The sequence below is a fragment of the Hydrogenophaga sp. L76 genome (genome assembly GCF_057654755.1).
Map to the genome: position 1 here is coordinate 3,860,013 of NZ_CM172807.1, position 14,689 is coordinate 3,874,701.

The 14,689-nt window shown below is 62.6% G+C and carries 11 protein-coding genes; 7 read left to right on the forward strand and 4 right to left on the reverse strand.

Annotation, left to right across the window (positions count from 1 at the left end; translation table 11 throughout):
* Positions 1-28: 28 nt before the first annotated feature.
* The gene (locus tag AC23D4_RS18765; protein WP_305361815.1) at positions 29-322 is read right to left on the reverse strand and encodes a co-chaperone GroES; all 294 of its coding nucleotides are present in this window, start codon (positions 320-322) and stop codon (positions 29-31) included.
* A 391-nt stretch (positions 323-713) separates the two neighbouring features.
* Here AC23D4_RS18765 and ccoG point away from each other — a divergent pair, with 391 nt between their 5' ends.
* Positions 714-2,147: a cytochrome c oxidase accessory protein CcoG gene (gene ccoG / locus AC23D4_RS18770; protein WP_472887087.1), complete on the forward strand. Its 1,434-nt coding sequence runs from the start codon at positions 714-716 to the stop codon at positions 2,145-2,147.
* Positions 2,148-2,418: 271 nt separating this feature from the next.
* Here ccoG and AC23D4_RS18775 read toward each other — a convergent pair whose 3' ends face one another.
* Both AC23D4_RS18775 and metK read right to left on the reverse strand, forming a co-directional pair.
* Entirely contained in the window at positions 2,419-4,485 is a 2,067-nt protein-coding gene (locus AC23D4_RS18775) for a PAS domain-containing sensor histidine kinase (protein ID WP_472887088.1), read from the reverse strand.
* Between the two features lie 553 nt (positions 4,486-5,038).
* Positions 5,039-6,223: a methionine adenosyltransferase gene (gene metK / locus AC23D4_RS18780; RefSeq protein ID WP_472887089.1), complete on the reverse strand. Its 1,185-nt coding sequence runs from the start codon at positions 6,221-6,223 to the stop codon at positions 5,039-5,041.
* Between the two features lie 229 nt (positions 6,224-6,452).
* Here metK and AC23D4_RS18785 point away from each other — a divergent pair, with 229 nt between their 5' ends.
* Both AC23D4_RS18785 and AC23D4_RS18790 read left to right on the forward strand, forming a co-directional pair.
* The gene (locus tag AC23D4_RS18785) at positions 6,453-7,334 is read left to right on the forward strand and encodes a lysophospholipid acyltransferase family protein (protein WP_472887090.1); all 882 of its coding nucleotides are present in this window, start codon (positions 6,453-6,455) and stop codon (positions 7,332-7,334) included.
* A gap of 30 nt (positions 7,335-7,364) precedes the next feature.
* On the forward strand, positions 7,365-8,291 hold the full coding sequence (locus tag AC23D4_RS18790) for a lysophospholipid acyltransferase family protein (RefSeq protein ID WP_472887091.1): 927 nt from the start codon (positions 7,365-7,367) through the stop codon (positions 8,289-8,291).
* A 44-nt stretch (positions 8,292-8,335) separates the two neighbouring features.
* On the opposite strand, the gene yihA is transcribed toward AC23D4_RS18790, so the two are convergent.
* Positions 8,336-9,121: a ribosome biogenesis GTP-binding protein YihA/YsxC gene (gene yihA / locus AC23D4_RS18795; protein ID WP_472887092.1), complete on the reverse strand. Its 786-nt coding sequence runs from the start codon at positions 9,119-9,121 to the stop codon at positions 8,336-8,338.
* 97 nt (positions 9,122-9,218) lie between these two features.
* On the opposite strand from yihA, the gene AC23D4_RS18800 reads away from it, so the two are divergent.
* The 4 genes from AC23D4_RS18800 (at position 9,219) to msrP (ending at position 14,636) form a co-directional block, all read left to right on the forward strand.
* Positions 9,219-9,833, forward strand: a complete 615-nt coding sequence (locus tag AC23D4_RS18800; RefSeq protein WP_472887113.1) for a c-type cytochrome — start codon at positions 9,219-9,221, stop codon at positions 9,831-9,833.
* A 174-nt stretch (positions 9,834-10,007) separates the two neighbouring features.
* Positions 10,008-12,137 carry a cytochrome c biogenesis protein ResB gene (locus AC23D4_RS18805; RefSeq protein WP_472887093.1) on the forward strand — a complete coding sequence of 710 codons (2,130 nt, stop codon included), beginning with the start codon at positions 10,008-10,010 and terminating at the stop codon, positions 12,135-12,137.
* Entirely contained in the window at positions 12,134-13,495 is a 1,362-nt protein-coding gene (ccsB, locus tag AC23D4_RS18810) for a c-type cytochrome biogenesis protein CcsB (RefSeq protein ID WP_472887094.1), read from the forward strand. The genes AC23D4_RS18805 and ccsB overlap by 4 nt, the downstream gene beginning before the upstream one ends.
* 142 nt (positions 13,496-13,637) lie before the next feature.
* The gene (gene msrP / locus AC23D4_RS18815) at positions 13,638-14,636 is read left to right on the forward strand and encodes a protein-methionine-sulfoxide reductase catalytic subunit MsrP (RefSeq protein ID WP_472887095.1); all 999 of its coding nucleotides are present in this window, start codon (positions 13,638-13,640) and stop codon (positions 14,634-14,636) included.
* Positions 14,637-14,689 lie beyond the last annotated feature (53 nt).

Here is a 14,689-nt window from a genome sequence, read left to right on the forward strand (position 1 = left end):
TGCGCGTTGCTCGGTCAGTCCCGCAAAATTACTTGGATTCGACGACTGCGAACAGGTCGTCTTCTTTCATCACCAGCAGTTCGTTGCCGTCGACCTTGACGGTCTGGCCGCTGTACTTGCCAAACAGAACGCGGTCACCGACCTTGACGTTCATGAGCGACAGTTCGCCCTTGTCGTTTTTCTTGCCGGGACCGACCGCCAGGATTTCGCCCTGGTCGGGTTTTTCTGCGGCTGCGTCGGGGATGACGATGCCGGAAGCGGTCTTGGTTTCGCTGTCAATACGCTTGACGATCACGCGATCGGCGAGAGGACGAAGGTTCATTGCATCTCCTGAGATTGGGATAGGGTTGGGTCAGACGATCAGGACCGACCGCAAGGGTCGGGCAAGGCCGTCGATCGACTTGGAGCAAGTGTTAGCACTCAACTCCAGCGAGTGCTAATGATAAGGGCGCTTCGGTGGTATTTCAAGAGGCACAAGGGTTTTATCCCCACCAAAGACGCCCAGGGCGAAGTGCCAAACTTGGCACTTTACTGCCAATTGTGGCGGTTCCGCCGCAACTTCTGGAGGCGAAAACGCACGCTAGGTGTTGCAAGTCCTTGATTCTTTGTGAATTCGGGGACTGGCACGGTTCTTGGAACATGGACTGGCGCGCACACCGGCCTTGCGCTCAGAGGCCGGGCCCAAACACCGCGAGACCCACAAGAAAGCACCCATGTCCACGACCACCGCCAACCAGCCCCTGGGCCTCGTGCCCGGGGATGAGCCCGACGAAATCGAGGTTTCCCTCTACGAGTCGCATAAAAAGATTCACCCCAGGTCGGTATCGGGCTTCTTCACCCGCTGGCGCTGGGCCATGGTGTGGATCACACAGATCGTTTTCTACGGGTTGCCTTGGCTGAACTGGAACGGCCGCCAGGCCATCCTGTTTGACCTGCTGTCGCGCCGCTTCTACCTGGGTGGGCTGGTGCTCTACCCGCAGGATTTCATCTACCTCACCGGTCTGCTGGTGATGGCGGCGCTCGCGCTCTTCCTGTTCACGGCCGTGGCCGGGCGCCTGTGGTGCGGCTACGCCTGCCCGCAGACGGTCTACACCGAAGTCTTCCTGTGGATCGAGAAGAAGATCGAGGGCGATCGCTCGGCCCGCATGCGGATGGACGAGGCGCCGCTGTCAGGCGCCAAGGCTGGCCGCAAGGCCGTCAAGCACACCGCGTGGATCCTGTTTGCGCTCTGGACCGGTTTCACCTTCGTCGGCTACTTCACCCCCATCCGCGATCAGGCGGCTGACGTGGTGTCCGGTTCGCTGGGTGCCTGGCAGACCTTCTGGATCTTCTTCTACGGCTTTGCCACCTACGGCAACGCCGGTTTCATGCGCGAGCAGGTGTGCAAATACATGTGCCCCTATGCGCGCTTCCAGAGTGCCATGTTCGACAAGGACACCCTGATCGTCACCTACGACACCACCCGAGGCGAGCCGCGTGGTTCGCGCGGCAAGAAGGTGGACCCGAAAGAAAAGGGCCTGGGTTCGTGTGTGGACTGCACCTTGTGCGTGCAGGTTTGCCCGACCGGCATCGACATCCGCAAGGGCTTGCAGTACGAGTGCATCGGTTGCGGCGCCTGCGCTGACGTGTGCGACGACGTGATGGACAAGTTTGGTTATGCCCGTGGCCTGGTCAAGTATTCCACGCAGAACGCCATGACCGGAGGCTGGGACAAGGCTCAGATCATCCGCCGGGCGCTGCGCCCGCGGGTGCTCATCTACACCATGGTACTGACCGCCATCGCCATCGCCGTGGGGGTGAGCCTCTACATGCGCGTGCCCATGAAGGTGGACGTGATCCGCGACCGCGGCGCTCTCGCCCGCATGGTCGAGCAGGGCCGCATAGAGAACGTGTTCCGCCTGCAGATCATGAACGCCACCGAGGCGAAACAGGTGGTTCGGCTGAGCGTGGAAGGCATGGATGGCATCGTGATCGCATCCGAACCCATGGTGGACGTCTTGCCGACCGAAGTGCGCACCCTGGCAGTGCGGGTGCAGGTGCCACCGGGCGCGTCCAGTGGTTCGCACCCCATCGTGTTCAAGCTGCAGTCCACCACCGACGCGGCGATACATCTCGATGAAAAATCGGTTTTTCTGGTACCGCGCTGACCCCGAAGGAGGAGAAGAGCCGAGCACCGGTTCGATGATGCAGTTCGTCGCCGGACACGCGTGGAAGATGGCTGCTCCAGCAATTTTCCCGGACCTGCCCCAGTGGCGGAGCGAGTTGCGCCGGCGCAGCCAGATCAAAATGGGGCCAGCGATGGAGGTCACATGCAGCCGGTGGTGGCCAGCAACGGTGAGACGGCACGGCAGTTGGACCGGCTGGGTCCACGTACCCACGATGGTGGTGCGAACCCGCCGGTCTCAGGAACGTGCTCCGTCAGATCGCCAGTGCCGGTGTGGGGGAGTCCAGTTCGGGCTCCAGGCCCTCGAACGGCAGGGTGAAGTAGAACGTGCAGCCTTCACCGGAGGCGGTTTCGGCCCAGATGCGACCGGTGTGGCGTTCGATGATGCGCTGGGACAGCGCGAGACCGGTGCCGGTGCCCTCGAAGTCCATGGAGTGGTGTTGCCGCTGGAACATCACAAACAGGTTGTGTGCTTTCTCCAGGTCGAAGCCCACACCGTTGTCGCGGATGTAGAAGGTGCGACCGTTGACCGGATCGACCTTCCAGCCGATTTCGATCCGGGCGTGTTCGCGGGGGCGGGTGTATTTCACCGAATTGTTCAGCAGGTTGCTGAACACCTCGGCCAGCAACATGGCGTCGCCGCGCACGATCGGCAGATCTTCCTCCACCACCCATTCGATGGAGCGGGTGGGGTTTTCCTGTTTCAGATGCGCAATCACGCCGCCGACCAGCGGCGCCAGTGGCACGGGCTGCGACTCGATGGCAACCCGCCCCAGGCGCGCGTATTCGAGCAGGCCTTCGATCATGATGCTCATGCGTTTGCTGGCCTTTGCGATCGAGTTGAGGTATTGCAGCGCCAGGCCGTCGCTGGATTCGCCCATCTGCTCCTGCAGCAGGCTGACGAAGCTGGCGATGTGGCGCAGGGGCGCACGCAGGTCGTGAGACACCATGTGCGAGAACACATCCAGATGCTTGTTGGCCGTTACCAGCTCGTGCGTGCGCTCTGCCACACGCTTTTCGAGTTCGTGATTGAGATCCTTCATCACATCCTCCAGGCTTTTGGCCGCGGTCATGTCGCGCGTGATGCAGGACAGACCCTGCAGTTCATCTGCCTCGTTGCGCAAAGCGGTGAGCACCGTGTGGGCCCAGAAGCGTGAACCATCGTTGCGCAGCTGCCAGCCCCGGGATTCCCACTGGCCGTGGGCCTTGGCCGAGAGCAACGCCTGGGCCGGATCGACCGCTTCCTCGCCTGCGTCGGCGGCGGCCAGCAGTTGCGAGTAGGGTTTGCCCAGCATCTGCGAGCGGGTATGGCCATGCAAACGCTGTGCGCTCTCGGTCCAATCGGTCACGGCGCCGTCTTCGTTCACGAAGTAGACGCAGTAGTCCTGGAGGGCATCGACCATGAGGCGGTAGCGTTGCTCGCTCTGGAACAGCTCGGCGCTGCGCTCACGCACGCGCTCTTCGAGGTCGCGGTTGGCTTCCAGCACGAACTCCTCGGTGCGCCGACGTTCGGTGATGTCGTGCAGTTCGATGAAGATACCCTCGACTTCACCGTAGCGAAAATCCGGAATGTAGTGGATCTCGTAGTAGTTGAGCGAGCCGTTCTTGTCCACACGCTCGGCCTCGAAGCTGTGGGGTTTGCCACTGAGCGCCTCGGCCACGTGCGGGAGGATTTCGGGCAACAGTTCGGGTCGCACAAACTGGCTCAGGTGCGTGCCCACCATCTCGTTCGGCTGTTTGCCGTACCGGCTGGCGTGGGCAATGTTGGCAAAACGGCAGATCAGATCTTTGTCGTAGTAGGCCAGGCGCACCGGAATACGGTCGGTGATGTTCTGCAGGAAGCTGTTGTGGGCGGCCACCCGCAGCTCAACCGCCTTGCGGTCGCTGATGTCCATCACGTTGGTGTTGGTGTGCAGGAATCGTCCCTGCTCGTCGAACACGGCGGTGGACAAGAACAGGGCGTGGAACTGGCTGCCGTCCTTGCGGCGGATTTCGACTTCCATGGGCTCGCTGCGGCCTGAATGGCGCAGCAATTCCATGCGTGTCTGCAACAGCGTGCGGCACGACGCATCGACCAGGGCAAGAAGATCCAGTTTGCTGAGCACCTCTTCGCGCTCGTAGCCCAGCCAGTTCAACAGGGTTTGGTTGATGTTGACCAAGCGCAGCTCACCGTCGAGCGACAGGTAGCCACAGGGGGCTTGTTCGTAGAGCGCCTGGGCACGGGCCAGTGCCTGCTCCAGTGCTTGGGTGCGCTCGGCCACCAGCCGCTCAAGTTCGGGGATGGCGTTGTCGTTCCGGTCCGGGCGGTCAGGGTTTTTCATGGTTCAAAGCTCCAAGTCGATGCGATGCACAGCAAGAATCATCTGTTCATGATATCGGTCACCATGCTGAAAACCCAGAAGAGTCTGCGCCTGTAGCGCTGGGGTTACAAGTGTTCGCTCCAGCACCCCCGGGGCAGGTACGTGGAGGCTTCCGGTTGATTGCTGGTGCTTGCTGACAGATCCGCCATCCTGAGATAGGAACACGTAACTCAAGAAACAGGAACACACTTCGGACATCGCCAATCGATATACGGGGGTATTGTCATGTGCCGGCGCGGCCTCGCCAGTACGACTCGGACGCAGAAGCACGTGTGACCGAGCTGGCATGTTCGGCGCCCCACAGGCCGCCAGCGCTGGACGATGGTGGAACTCGACACGCCGCACGCCAGGAGCCTGGCCTGGGCAGCGTGAGTCGAGAAACCGTGGGCCGCATGTTCAGTAAACGAGCTCATGCCCTGGCGCAGACTGGGTTGCGTGCAGCCACGGTGGATCCCCGGCATGGGCTTTGCCCGACACGGGGCAAGTCCCCGGATGGTCAGGGTGGTCGATGGATTTATTGGAGTCCGGCCGCTGCGCGCAGCGCCTGCGCCTTGTCTGTCAGCTCCCAGGCGAACTCGGGCTCTTCTCGGCCGAAGTGACCGTAGGCGGCTGTCTTTTCGTAGATCGGGCGCAGCAGATCGAGCATCTGGATGATGCCCTTGGGGCGAAGGTCGAAGTGCTCGCTCACGAGCGCGGCGATCGCCTCGTCCGGTATCACGCCCGTGCCTTCGGTGTAGACCGTCACGTTCATCGGTTTGGCCACGCCAATGGCGTAGGCCACCTGGATCTGGCACTGCTTGGCCAGGCCGGCCTTGACGATGTTCTTGGCCACGTAGCGCGCGGCGTAGGCCGCTGAGCGATCGACCTTGCTGGGGTCTTTGCCGGAGAACGCGCCACCGCCGTGCGGACAGGCGCCGCCGTAGGTGTCGACAATGATCTTGCGGCCGGTCAGGCCACAGTCGCCCTGCGGGCCGCCGATAACGAAACGCCCGGTCGGGTTGATCAGGTACTTGGTGTTCTGCAGCCATTCCTTGGGCAGCACCGGTTTGATGATTTCTTCGATGATGGCTTCGGTGAACGAGGCCTTCATCTGGTGCTGGTTCTCGCTCTGGTCCGGGCTGTGCTGGGTGGACAGCACGACGGTGTCGATGCTGTGCGGCTTGCCGTCCACATAGCGCATCGTCACCTGGCTCTTGGCGTCGGGCCGCAGGAAGGGCAGGCGGCCGTCCTTGCGCAGCTGGGCCTGGCGCTCCATCAGGCGGTGCGCATAGTAGATCGGTGCGGGCATGAGTTCGGGCGTCTCGTCGCAGGCGTAGCCAAACATCAGACCCTGGTCGCCGGCGCCGGTGTTCAGGTGGTCGTCGGACGCGTGGTCCACGCCCTGCGCGATGTCGTTCGACTGCTTGTCGTAGGCCACCAGCACGGCGCAACCCTTGTAGTCGATGCCGTACTCGGTGTTGTCGTAGCCGATGCGCTTGATGGTGTCGCGCGCGACCTGGATGTAGTCGACGTGCGCGTTGGTGGTGATCTCGCCCGCCAGCACCACGAGGCCGGTGTTGGTCAGGGTCTCGGCGGCCACGCGGCTGCGCGGGTCCTGCTTGAAGATTGCATCGAGGATCGCGTCGGAAATCTGGTCAGCCACCTTGTCGGGGTGGCCTTCTGAGACGGATTCGGAAGTGAAGAGAAAGTCGTTCGCCATGTATAAACTCCAGAGTTGGTTGATCGGCGTTGCCGGTCTTCTGGGTTCGGCGAACGCTTTAGCGGAATTTGTGAATCGCCCCGCAATTAGTTCAATAACTCGGCGATGACGGGATTTTAGGGCAAACGGTTTTCTGTGGCCCCTGCTCTGTTCATGGCCTGACGCAAGCAACGGGTGTATGCCCATCGCCGGTATATTTCGACGGCCATGCAGGCCTCTTGAGCAATTTGTGACCGTCTTCATTCAACTGCTTTTCCGCTTTTTCTCGCTCATGCCGCTGCCTGTGCTGCACGCTGCAGGCTGGGTGGTGGGCTGGCTGAGCTTTCTGCTGTCGCCCCGCTACCGGCGCCGCTTGATGGCCCATGTTCGCCAGGCCGGTTTTTCCCGCGGGGTGGCGCTGGCTTCGGTGGGCGAAGCGGGCAAGATGGCCGTAGAAACCACCCGGTTGTGGTTGGGAGCCCCGATGAAGGTGGGCTGGGAAGGGGCTTCCCTGATCGAAGCGGCGATGGCCCACGGCTCTGGCGTGCTGTTCCTGACACCGCACCTGGGTTGTTTTGAAATCACGGCGCAGGCGGTGGCACAGCGTTTCGGTGACCGCATGACCACCACCGTGCTGTTTCGCCCGTCGCGCCAACCCTGGCTGCGGGATCTGGTGGCCCATTCCCGGGAGCGTCCGGGCCTGTTGACGGCGCCGACCACGCTGGCCGGCGTGAAACAGCTCATCAAGGCGCTCAAGACCGGGCAGGCCGTGGGGCTGCTGCCGGATCAGGTGCCGCCCGCGGGCCAAGGCGTGTGGGCGCCGTACTTCGGGCGTGAGGCCTACACCATGACCTTGTCGGCCCGCCTGGCACGGACACCGGGCGTGCAGCCGGTGTTGATCTGGGGCGAGCGGCTCTCGTGGGGCCGCGGCTTCCTGGTGCATGTGCGCCCCTTCCCGGGTCTGGCTGAGGAGGGTCTGAGCAGCGACCCGCAAACGGCCGCTTTGCAGATCAATCAGGCCATGGAGTCGCTGGTGCGAGAATCGCCGGCGCAATACCTCTGGTCGTACGACCGCTACAAGCAACCCCGTCAACCCGAGTCCCCGGACACCGGCGCCGCGCCCCGGCGCTGAAACGTCCCCCGGTGCTCACCGCAGTCATTCATGTCCACAACCCCCCCCCCAACTCATCACAGTCCATCGGGCTCCAAAACCTGGGGTGGTCGACTGGGCGTGGGTTTCATGCGCCTGCTGGCCAGATTGCCTCTGCCATGGGTGCGCGGCCTGGGGTGGCTGTCGGGGCAGTTGCTCCACTCGGTGGCGGGCCGGCGCCGGGGCATTGCCCGCACCAACTGGGCGCTGTGTTTCCCTCAGGACAGCGAGGCTGAGCGCAACCGCGCTGTGCGCCGGCATTTTGTGTATTTCGCGCAATCCTGGCTGGACCGGAGCTGGGTCTGGGAAGCCAGTGAAGCGGTGACCCGGCGCCGCCTGAGGCTGGTCGGGGCGGTCCATGAACTGGCCACCGACGGGCCGATTCTGGTGTTCGCGCCGCACTTTGTAGGACTGGACGCCGGCGGAACCGCACTGGCCCTGGGGTTTCCGCGCAGGTTCATCAGCCTGTATGCCCGTCAACGCAATGTGGCCGTGGATCAATGGATTCGGGCGGGTCGGCTGCGGTACGGCTCAGTCAGGCTGGTCGAAAAGCACCAAAGCATGCGCTCGCTGGTGCAGGCACTGCGCGCGGGGGAGGTGCTGTACCTCTTGCCGGACATGGACATGGGACCGGCAGAGTCGGTGTTCGTGCCGTTTTTCGGTGTGAGCACCGCCACCGTGCCCACCCTGCCGAGGCTGGCCCAGATGGGGCGTGCGCGCGTGGTGCCGGTCATCAGCAGGATGACACCCAGTGGTTACGACGTGGAGGTGCTACCGGGCTGGGATGGTTATCCCGGCGGCGACGCGGTGGCCGACACCGCGTTGATGAACAAGCGCCTGGAGCAGATGATCGCCACCATGCCCGAGCAGTACTACTGGGTGCACAAGCGCTTCAAGACGCGACCGGCCGGCGAAGCGTCGCCCTATGCACGGAGCTGAACGCCGGTGAAGGCCTGACTGACGGCGGGTTCTGCCCAGTCGGCTCAGTCGAGCGCCGGAGGCTCGTCGTCTTCCACCGCTTTTTCGGCGGCTGGCTCCATGGGCGCCACGGCCTCGCCATGGGTCCAGTCCCACAGGAGCCGCGCCATCTCGTCCAGCCCCTGCTTCTTGAGCGCGGAAAACAGGCGGGCTTCACCACCGCCACACTGCAGCTTCGCAATGGACAGGGCCTTGTTGGCCTCGGCACGCGTGAGCTTGTCCGACTTGGTCAAGAGGATCACGAACTTCAGGCCGCTTTGTACCCGCGGGCGGATCACGTCGAGCAGGATTTCGTCGAGTTCGGTCAAACCCAGGCGGGGGTCGCACAGCAACACAACGGCCTTGAGGTTTTCGCGCGTCATGAGGTAGTTGCCCATCACGCGCTGCCAGCGCAGCTTGGCTTCGCGCGGCACCGCAGCGTACCCATAACCCGGCAAGTCGGCCAGCACGGCGTCGGTCTGCCCCTGCTTGCCCAGCGAGAACAGGTTGATGCTTTGCGTGCGTCCAGGCGTCTTCGATGCAAAAGCCAGGCGCTTTTGCTGGGTCAGGGTGTTGATGCAGGTGGATTTGCCGGCATTGGAGCGACCCACAAAAGCCACCTCGGGAACATCCAGCGTGGGCAGGTGTTCCAGCTGGGGCGCCGTCGTGAGGAATCGGGCGGTGTGCAGCCAGCCGTGCAGGCTCTTGATATCGGGACGCTCTGCGTTTTGGGCGCCCTCGGGACCCTGCACGCTGGGGGTGCTGGATGGGGTTGTGTCCGAGGCGGTGGCGGTATTCTTGACTTGAGTCATTTGGGTATCCTGTGAGGCATTGTAAAATCGAATGCTGTACGGCCCGAAAGCCGCGAACTTCTTCAAACCGACGCGTCGTTGCCGACGCCGCCCCGACATGAAATTGCCCGTTTCTTTCCTTTGCGTGGTTGCCGCTGCAGCCCTGTCGTTCAGTGCACATGCGCAGTCGGTCAAACCCGATGTTGCCAAGGGTGCCGCCACCTATGGGCAGGTTTGTGTGGCCTGCCACGCAGCCGACGGGAATTCGGTGACGCCGGAGAATCCGATGTTGGCGCAGCAGCATCCAGAGTACCTGGTCAAGCAGCTGCAGGAATTCAAGTCTGGGAAAAGGGCCAACCCGATCATGCAGGGCATGGTCGCGGCGCTGTCCGATGATGACATGCGCAACATCGCCTGGTGGCTGGCCGATCAAAAGGCACGCGAAGGCTTCGCGACGGACAAGGATCTGGTTCGACTGGGTGAGCGCATCTACCGCGGCGGTATCGCTGATCGCCAGATTGCGGCTTGTGCGGGTTGCCACAGCCCCACTGGCGCCGGCATTCCCTCGCAGTACCCGCGCCTGAAAGGGCAGCATGCCGGTTACACCGCTGCCCAGCTCAAGGCTTTCCGCGACGGCACGCGCGCCAACCACATCCAGATGACCGGTGTGGCAGCCAAAATGAACGACCGCGAAATCCAGGCGGTGTCTGATTACATCGCGGGCTTGCGCTGACCGGTCACGTGCTTAGCCCCCGGTGTCTTCGGGGATATAAGCGTTGGTTAATATTTGGCCTCACAATGCGGGTTTATCGAACATTGCATTGAACCGCCACACGAACAAAGCATCACATCAGGGCGCGTTCTGGGTTCTTCCAGATCCGCCCTGTTTGTTTTTTACGACGCCTAAATGACTGTATCTACCCAAGGCCTGCAGATCCGTACCGGGTCACGCTTCGCCAGTCAACTGGTTGAGCTGGTGTCCTCCATGCGGTTTGCGATCTCGCTGCTGACGGTGATCTGTATCGCGTCGGTCATCGGGACCGTGGTCAAACAACACGAGCCCCTGAACAACTACGTCAACCAATTTGGCCCGTTCTGGTCCGATGTGTTTGGCAGTGCCCGGCTGTTCACGGTCTACAGTGCGTGGTGGTTTCTGCTGATCCTCGCGTTTCTGGTGGTCAGCACCAGCCTGTGCATCGCGCGCAACACGCCCAAGATCCTGGTGGACTTCAAGGCCTACAAGGAAAACATCCGCGAGCAAAGTCTCAAGGCTTTTCCGCATCGGGCCGAAGGCGCGCTGCCTGAAACGCCCGAATCAGCGGCCAACCGCATCGGTCAAACCCTGCTGGGTTCTGGTTGGAAGGTCAAGCTGCAGTCGCGGGAAAGCGCGGGCGGTACTGGCTGGATGGTGGCCGCCAAGGCGGGATCGACCAACAAGATCGGCTATCTGGCGGCACACAGCGCGATTGTGCTGGTGTGCCTCGGTGGCCTGCTCGATGGCGATCTGGTGGTGCGTGCCCAGATGTGGTTCAACGGCAAGACGCCGTTCACGGGTGGCGGCCTGATTGCCGATGTGGCCCCTCAGCACCGCCTTTCTCCCAGCAACCCGACGTTCCGGGGCAACCTGCTGGTGACCGAGGGCACCACGGCGGGCACCGCAATCCTGGCCCAGTCCGATGGCGTGCTGCTGCAGGATCTGCCGTTTTCGGTCGAACTCAAGAAATTCATTGTCGAGTACTACGACACCGGCATGCCGAGGCTGTTTGCCAGCGACATCGTGATCCACGATCACGAGACGGGTGAGAAAAAGGAGACGCGGGTTGAAGTGAACCATCCCGCCAGCCACCGCGGCATCAACATTTACCAGTCCAGCTTCGACGATGGCGGTTCGCGCGTCAATCTGCAGGCTGTGCCCATCAACGGGCCGGCCAAGGCGTTCGAGGTGTCGGGCGTGATCGGTGGCACATCCGCGCTGAGCAACGGGGACCAGAAGCTCACACTGGAGTACACCGGCCTGCGCGTGATCAACGTGGAGAACTTTGCGAACCAGGGCGAAGCATCGGGCACGGATGTGCGCAAGGTTGACCTGCGCAGCTCGATCGAAAGCCGCCTCGGTTCGGGGCACAAGCCTGGTGCCGAAAAAACCCTGCGCAACGTGGGCCCCAGTTTCAGCTACAAGCTGCGCGACGCGGCGGGCCAGGCGGTGGAATACAACAACTACATGCTGCCCATGGAGATCGATGGTTCCCGCATGTTCCTCTTTGGCATGCGTGAAACGCCGTCCGAGCCCTTCCGGTACCTGCGCATCCCGGCCGACGAGCAGGACAGCATCGATGGTTTTGTGCGCCTGCGTTCGGCACTCGCCGATCCGGTGTTGCGCGAACTGGCCGTGCGCCGCTACGCGGTCTCCGCGGTCGAAGCGGGGCGCACCGAACTCGCCGAAGCCCTGCAGGCGTCTTCCGGACGGGCGATCGGTCTGTTTGCCGGCGCCGAGATCCCTGAAGCGGCGGTGGGGAACCCGCCCATCAAAGGGGGATTGCAAGCGGTGTCGGCGTTTCTGGAGAACAACGTGCCCGAAGCAGAGCGCGAGCGCGCCAGCGATGTGCTGGTGCGCATCCTCAACGGGACCTTGTTCGAGTTGTTGCAGGTCAGTCGTGAACGGGCCGGCCTGCCGCCGCTGGAGCGCAGCGAAGCTACGCAGCAATTCATGACGCACGCCGTCATGAGTCTGAGCGATGCTTTTTATTACCCGGCCCCGATGACCTTTCAGCTCAAGGATTTTGAACATGTACAGGCGAGTGTGTTCCAGGTGGCGCGCGCGCCCGGCCAGAGCATCGTCTACCTCGGCTGCGGCTTGCTGATCCTGGGTGTTTTCGTCATGCTCTATGTGCGCGAACGGCGCGTGTGGGTGTGGCTCTCGCCTGCGGGCGCAGGGCAATCGCAGGCCACGATGGCGCTCTCGTCCAACCGCAAGACGATGGAAGCCGATCAGGAGTTTGAAATGTTGAAGTCCCAGTTGTTGAAGGTGCCCTCATGAATACCGCTACCCAGACTTTTGAACTCAAGCGGGGCCAGAATGGCTCGGGCCTGGAACCCGGCTATTTCGCCCGCCGCAATGTGTGGGACTGGCTGTTCGCTGTCCTCGTGGTAGCGGGCGCGGTGTGGAGTTTCATGCGCTACAGCCCGGCCATGGAAGGATATGAAAAAGCCATTCTGGCGGGTGCCGTCCCCGCGGTCATCTGGCTGGGCTGGTTCTGGCGCCCCCTGCGTGTGCTGATGGTGGTGGTGGCGGCACTGTCGTTGCTGGCCATCTCGCTGTACCAGACGCCGGAAGGCACGGCGAGCCTGGCGCGCGCTGAACAGGTGTTCATGCTCAAGTATTTCATTTCCAGCCAGTCAGCCATTCTCTGGATGAGTGTGCTGTTCTTCATGAGCACCATCTTCTACTGGGTGGGGATGTTCACGCGCGCAGGCAATGCATTCGAAAGCCTGGGGTCGCGCCTGGCCTGGGTGGCCGTGACCTTGGCACTGGTGGGAACCATGGTGCGCTGGTACGAGAGCCACCAGATTGGTGTCGGAATTGGTCACATCCCGGTGAGCAACCTTTATGAGGTCTTCGTGCTGTTCTGCTGGATGACGGCGGCCTTTTACCTGTATTACGAAGAGCAGTACAACACCCGTTCGATGGGCGCCTTCGTGATGCTGGTGGTGAGCGCGGCCGTGGGCTTCCTGCTCTGGTATACCGTGGTGCGCGAAGCCCACGAGATCCAGCCGCTGGTGCCCGCGTTGCAGAGCTGGTGGATGAAGCTCCACGTGCCCGCCAACTTCATTGGTTACGGCACGTTTGCCATTTCGGCCATGCTGGCTTTTGCCTACCTGATCAAGCAGAGTGCCAGTGAGTCGCGCTGGTACAAGCTCGCGCCCTTGTGGTTGCTGGGCATCGTGCTGTGTTTTGAACCCATCGTCTTTCGGACTTCGGCTGCGGAAAAGGGCGGCAGCTACTGGTTTGTGTATTTCGGCATTTCGGCGCTGATCGTGGCCACCATCCTGTTCGGCCGCCGTCGCATTGCCGAGCGACTGCCGAGTTTCGAGGTGCTGGACGATGTGATGTACAAGGCCATCGCGGTCGGCTTTGCCTTTTTCACCATCGCGACCGTGCTGGGTGCCTTCTGGGCGGCGGAGGCCTGGGGCGGCTACTGGAGCTGGGATCCGAAGGAAACCTGGGCCCTGATCGTCTGGCTGAACTACGCCGCCTGGCTGCACATGCGCCTGATGAAGGGCCTGCGTGGCACCGTGGCGGCCTGGTGGGCCTTGGTGGGGCTCGCGGTCACCACCTTCGCTTTCCTGGGGGTGAACATGTTCCTCTCGGGCTTGCACAGCTACGGCGAGCTGTGAGGTCCTGCCGTTCCTGAAGCCCGTGTCCCTTCTGGATGCGGGCGATGAAGAATCCGGTTCGGGCGAGGGCTCGATGACGCCGTCAGGAACTTGGTAAGAAATCCCCGGCTCCTACGACTGACCCGAACCACAGGAGCCTCTCATGATCATCCGTTCTGCCGACACCGGGTACCACCATCCTCGATCGAGCGAAATCACGTCCCGGTCCACATATCTGGGACGCCGCGAGTGGCTGCAGCACCTGGCCCTGGGAGCCGGTGGTGCTGCGCTGGCTGGTTGGGCTTCGCGGGACGCCTTGGCCGCTGTGGCCCGGCCCGGCAAGCTCGCCGCACTGGCGGGCGCCTCTTCCGCGTTGCCTGGGGCATCAACGGTGGAAAAGGTCACCGCTTACGAGCACGCGTCGACCTACAACAATTTCTACGAATTCGGCACCGACAAGTCGGACCCCGTGGCGCGAGCCAAGTCGCTGAAGACGAGCCCGTGGACGGTGTCGGTCGAGGGCTTGGTGAACAAGCCCCGGACCTACGGGCTGGAGGAGCTGCTCAAGCTGGCTCCCATGGAGGAGCGAATTTACCGGCTGCGCTGTGTGGAGGGCTGGTCCATGGTGATTCCCTGGATGGGCTATTCGCTGGGTGCGTTGATCCGGGCGGCGCAGCCGCTGGGCAGCGCGAAGTATGTGGAGTTCGTGACCCAGGCCGATCGGGACACCATGCCGGGACTGCGCTCCAGCGTGTTGCTGTGGCCGTATGTCGAGGGCCTGCGTCTGGACGAGGCCATGCATCCTTTGACGCTGCTGGCGTTTGGCATGTATGGCGAGGTGTTGCCGAACCAGAACGGCGCCCCTGTGCGTCTGGTGGCTCCCTGGAAATATGGTTTCAAGAGCGGCAAGTCGCTGGTGAACATCCGGTTCACCGACAAGGAGCCGCGCACGGCTTGGAACATCGCAGCGCCGCAGGAGTACGGCTTTTACTCCAACGTGAATCCCGATGTGGCCCACCCGCGATGGAGCCAGGCCACGGAGCGGCGCATTGGAGAAGAGGGGGGCCTGTTGGCCAAACGCCGCAAGACCCTGATGTTCAACGGCTACGAGCCACAGGTGGGACAGCTGTACGCCGGCATGGACCTGCGCAAGTCATTCTGACCCCCGGACCGTTCATCCGCAAAGCCGCTCTCGTGGACGCTCGACTTACCGCT

Coding starts and splice junctions, on each gene's coding strand:
- AC23D4_RS18775 (WP_472887088.1), bottom strand. CDS start 4,485: ATGAAAAACCCTGACCGCCCGGACCGGAACGACAACGCCATCCCCGAA.
- ccoG (WP_472887087.1), top strand. CDS start 714: ATGTCCACGACCACCGCCAACCAGCCCCTGGGCCTCGTGCCCGGGGAT.
- metK (WP_472887089.1), bottom strand. CDS start 6,223: ATGGCGAACGACTTTCTCTTCACTTCCGAATCCGTCTCAGAAGGCCAC.
- AC23D4_RS18805 (WP_472887093.1), top strand. CDS start 10,008: ATGACTGTATCTACCCAAGGCCTGCAGATCCGTACCGGGTCACGCTTC.
- AC23D4_RS18790 (WP_472887091.1), top strand. CDS start 7,365: ATGTCCACAACCCCCCCCCCAACTCATCACAGTCCATCGGGCTCCAAA.
- AC23D4_RS18800 (WP_472887113.1), top strand. CDS start 9,219: ATGAAATTGCCCGTTTCTTTCCTTTGCGTGGTTGCCGCTGCAGCCCTG.
- AC23D4_RS18765 (WP_305361815.1), bottom strand. CDS start 322: ATGAACCTTCGTCCTCTCGCCGATCGCGTGATCGTCAAGCGTATTGAC.
- ccsB (WP_472887094.1), top strand. CDS start 12,134: ATGAATACCGCTACCCAGACTTTTGAACTCAAGCGGGGCCAGAATGGC.
- yihA (WP_472887092.1), bottom strand. CDS start 9,121: ATGACTCAAGTCAAGAATACCGCCACCGCCTCGGACACAACCCCATCC.
- msrP (WP_472887095.1), top strand. CDS start 13,638: ATGATCATCCGTTCTGCCGACACCGGGTACCACCATCCTCGATCGAGC.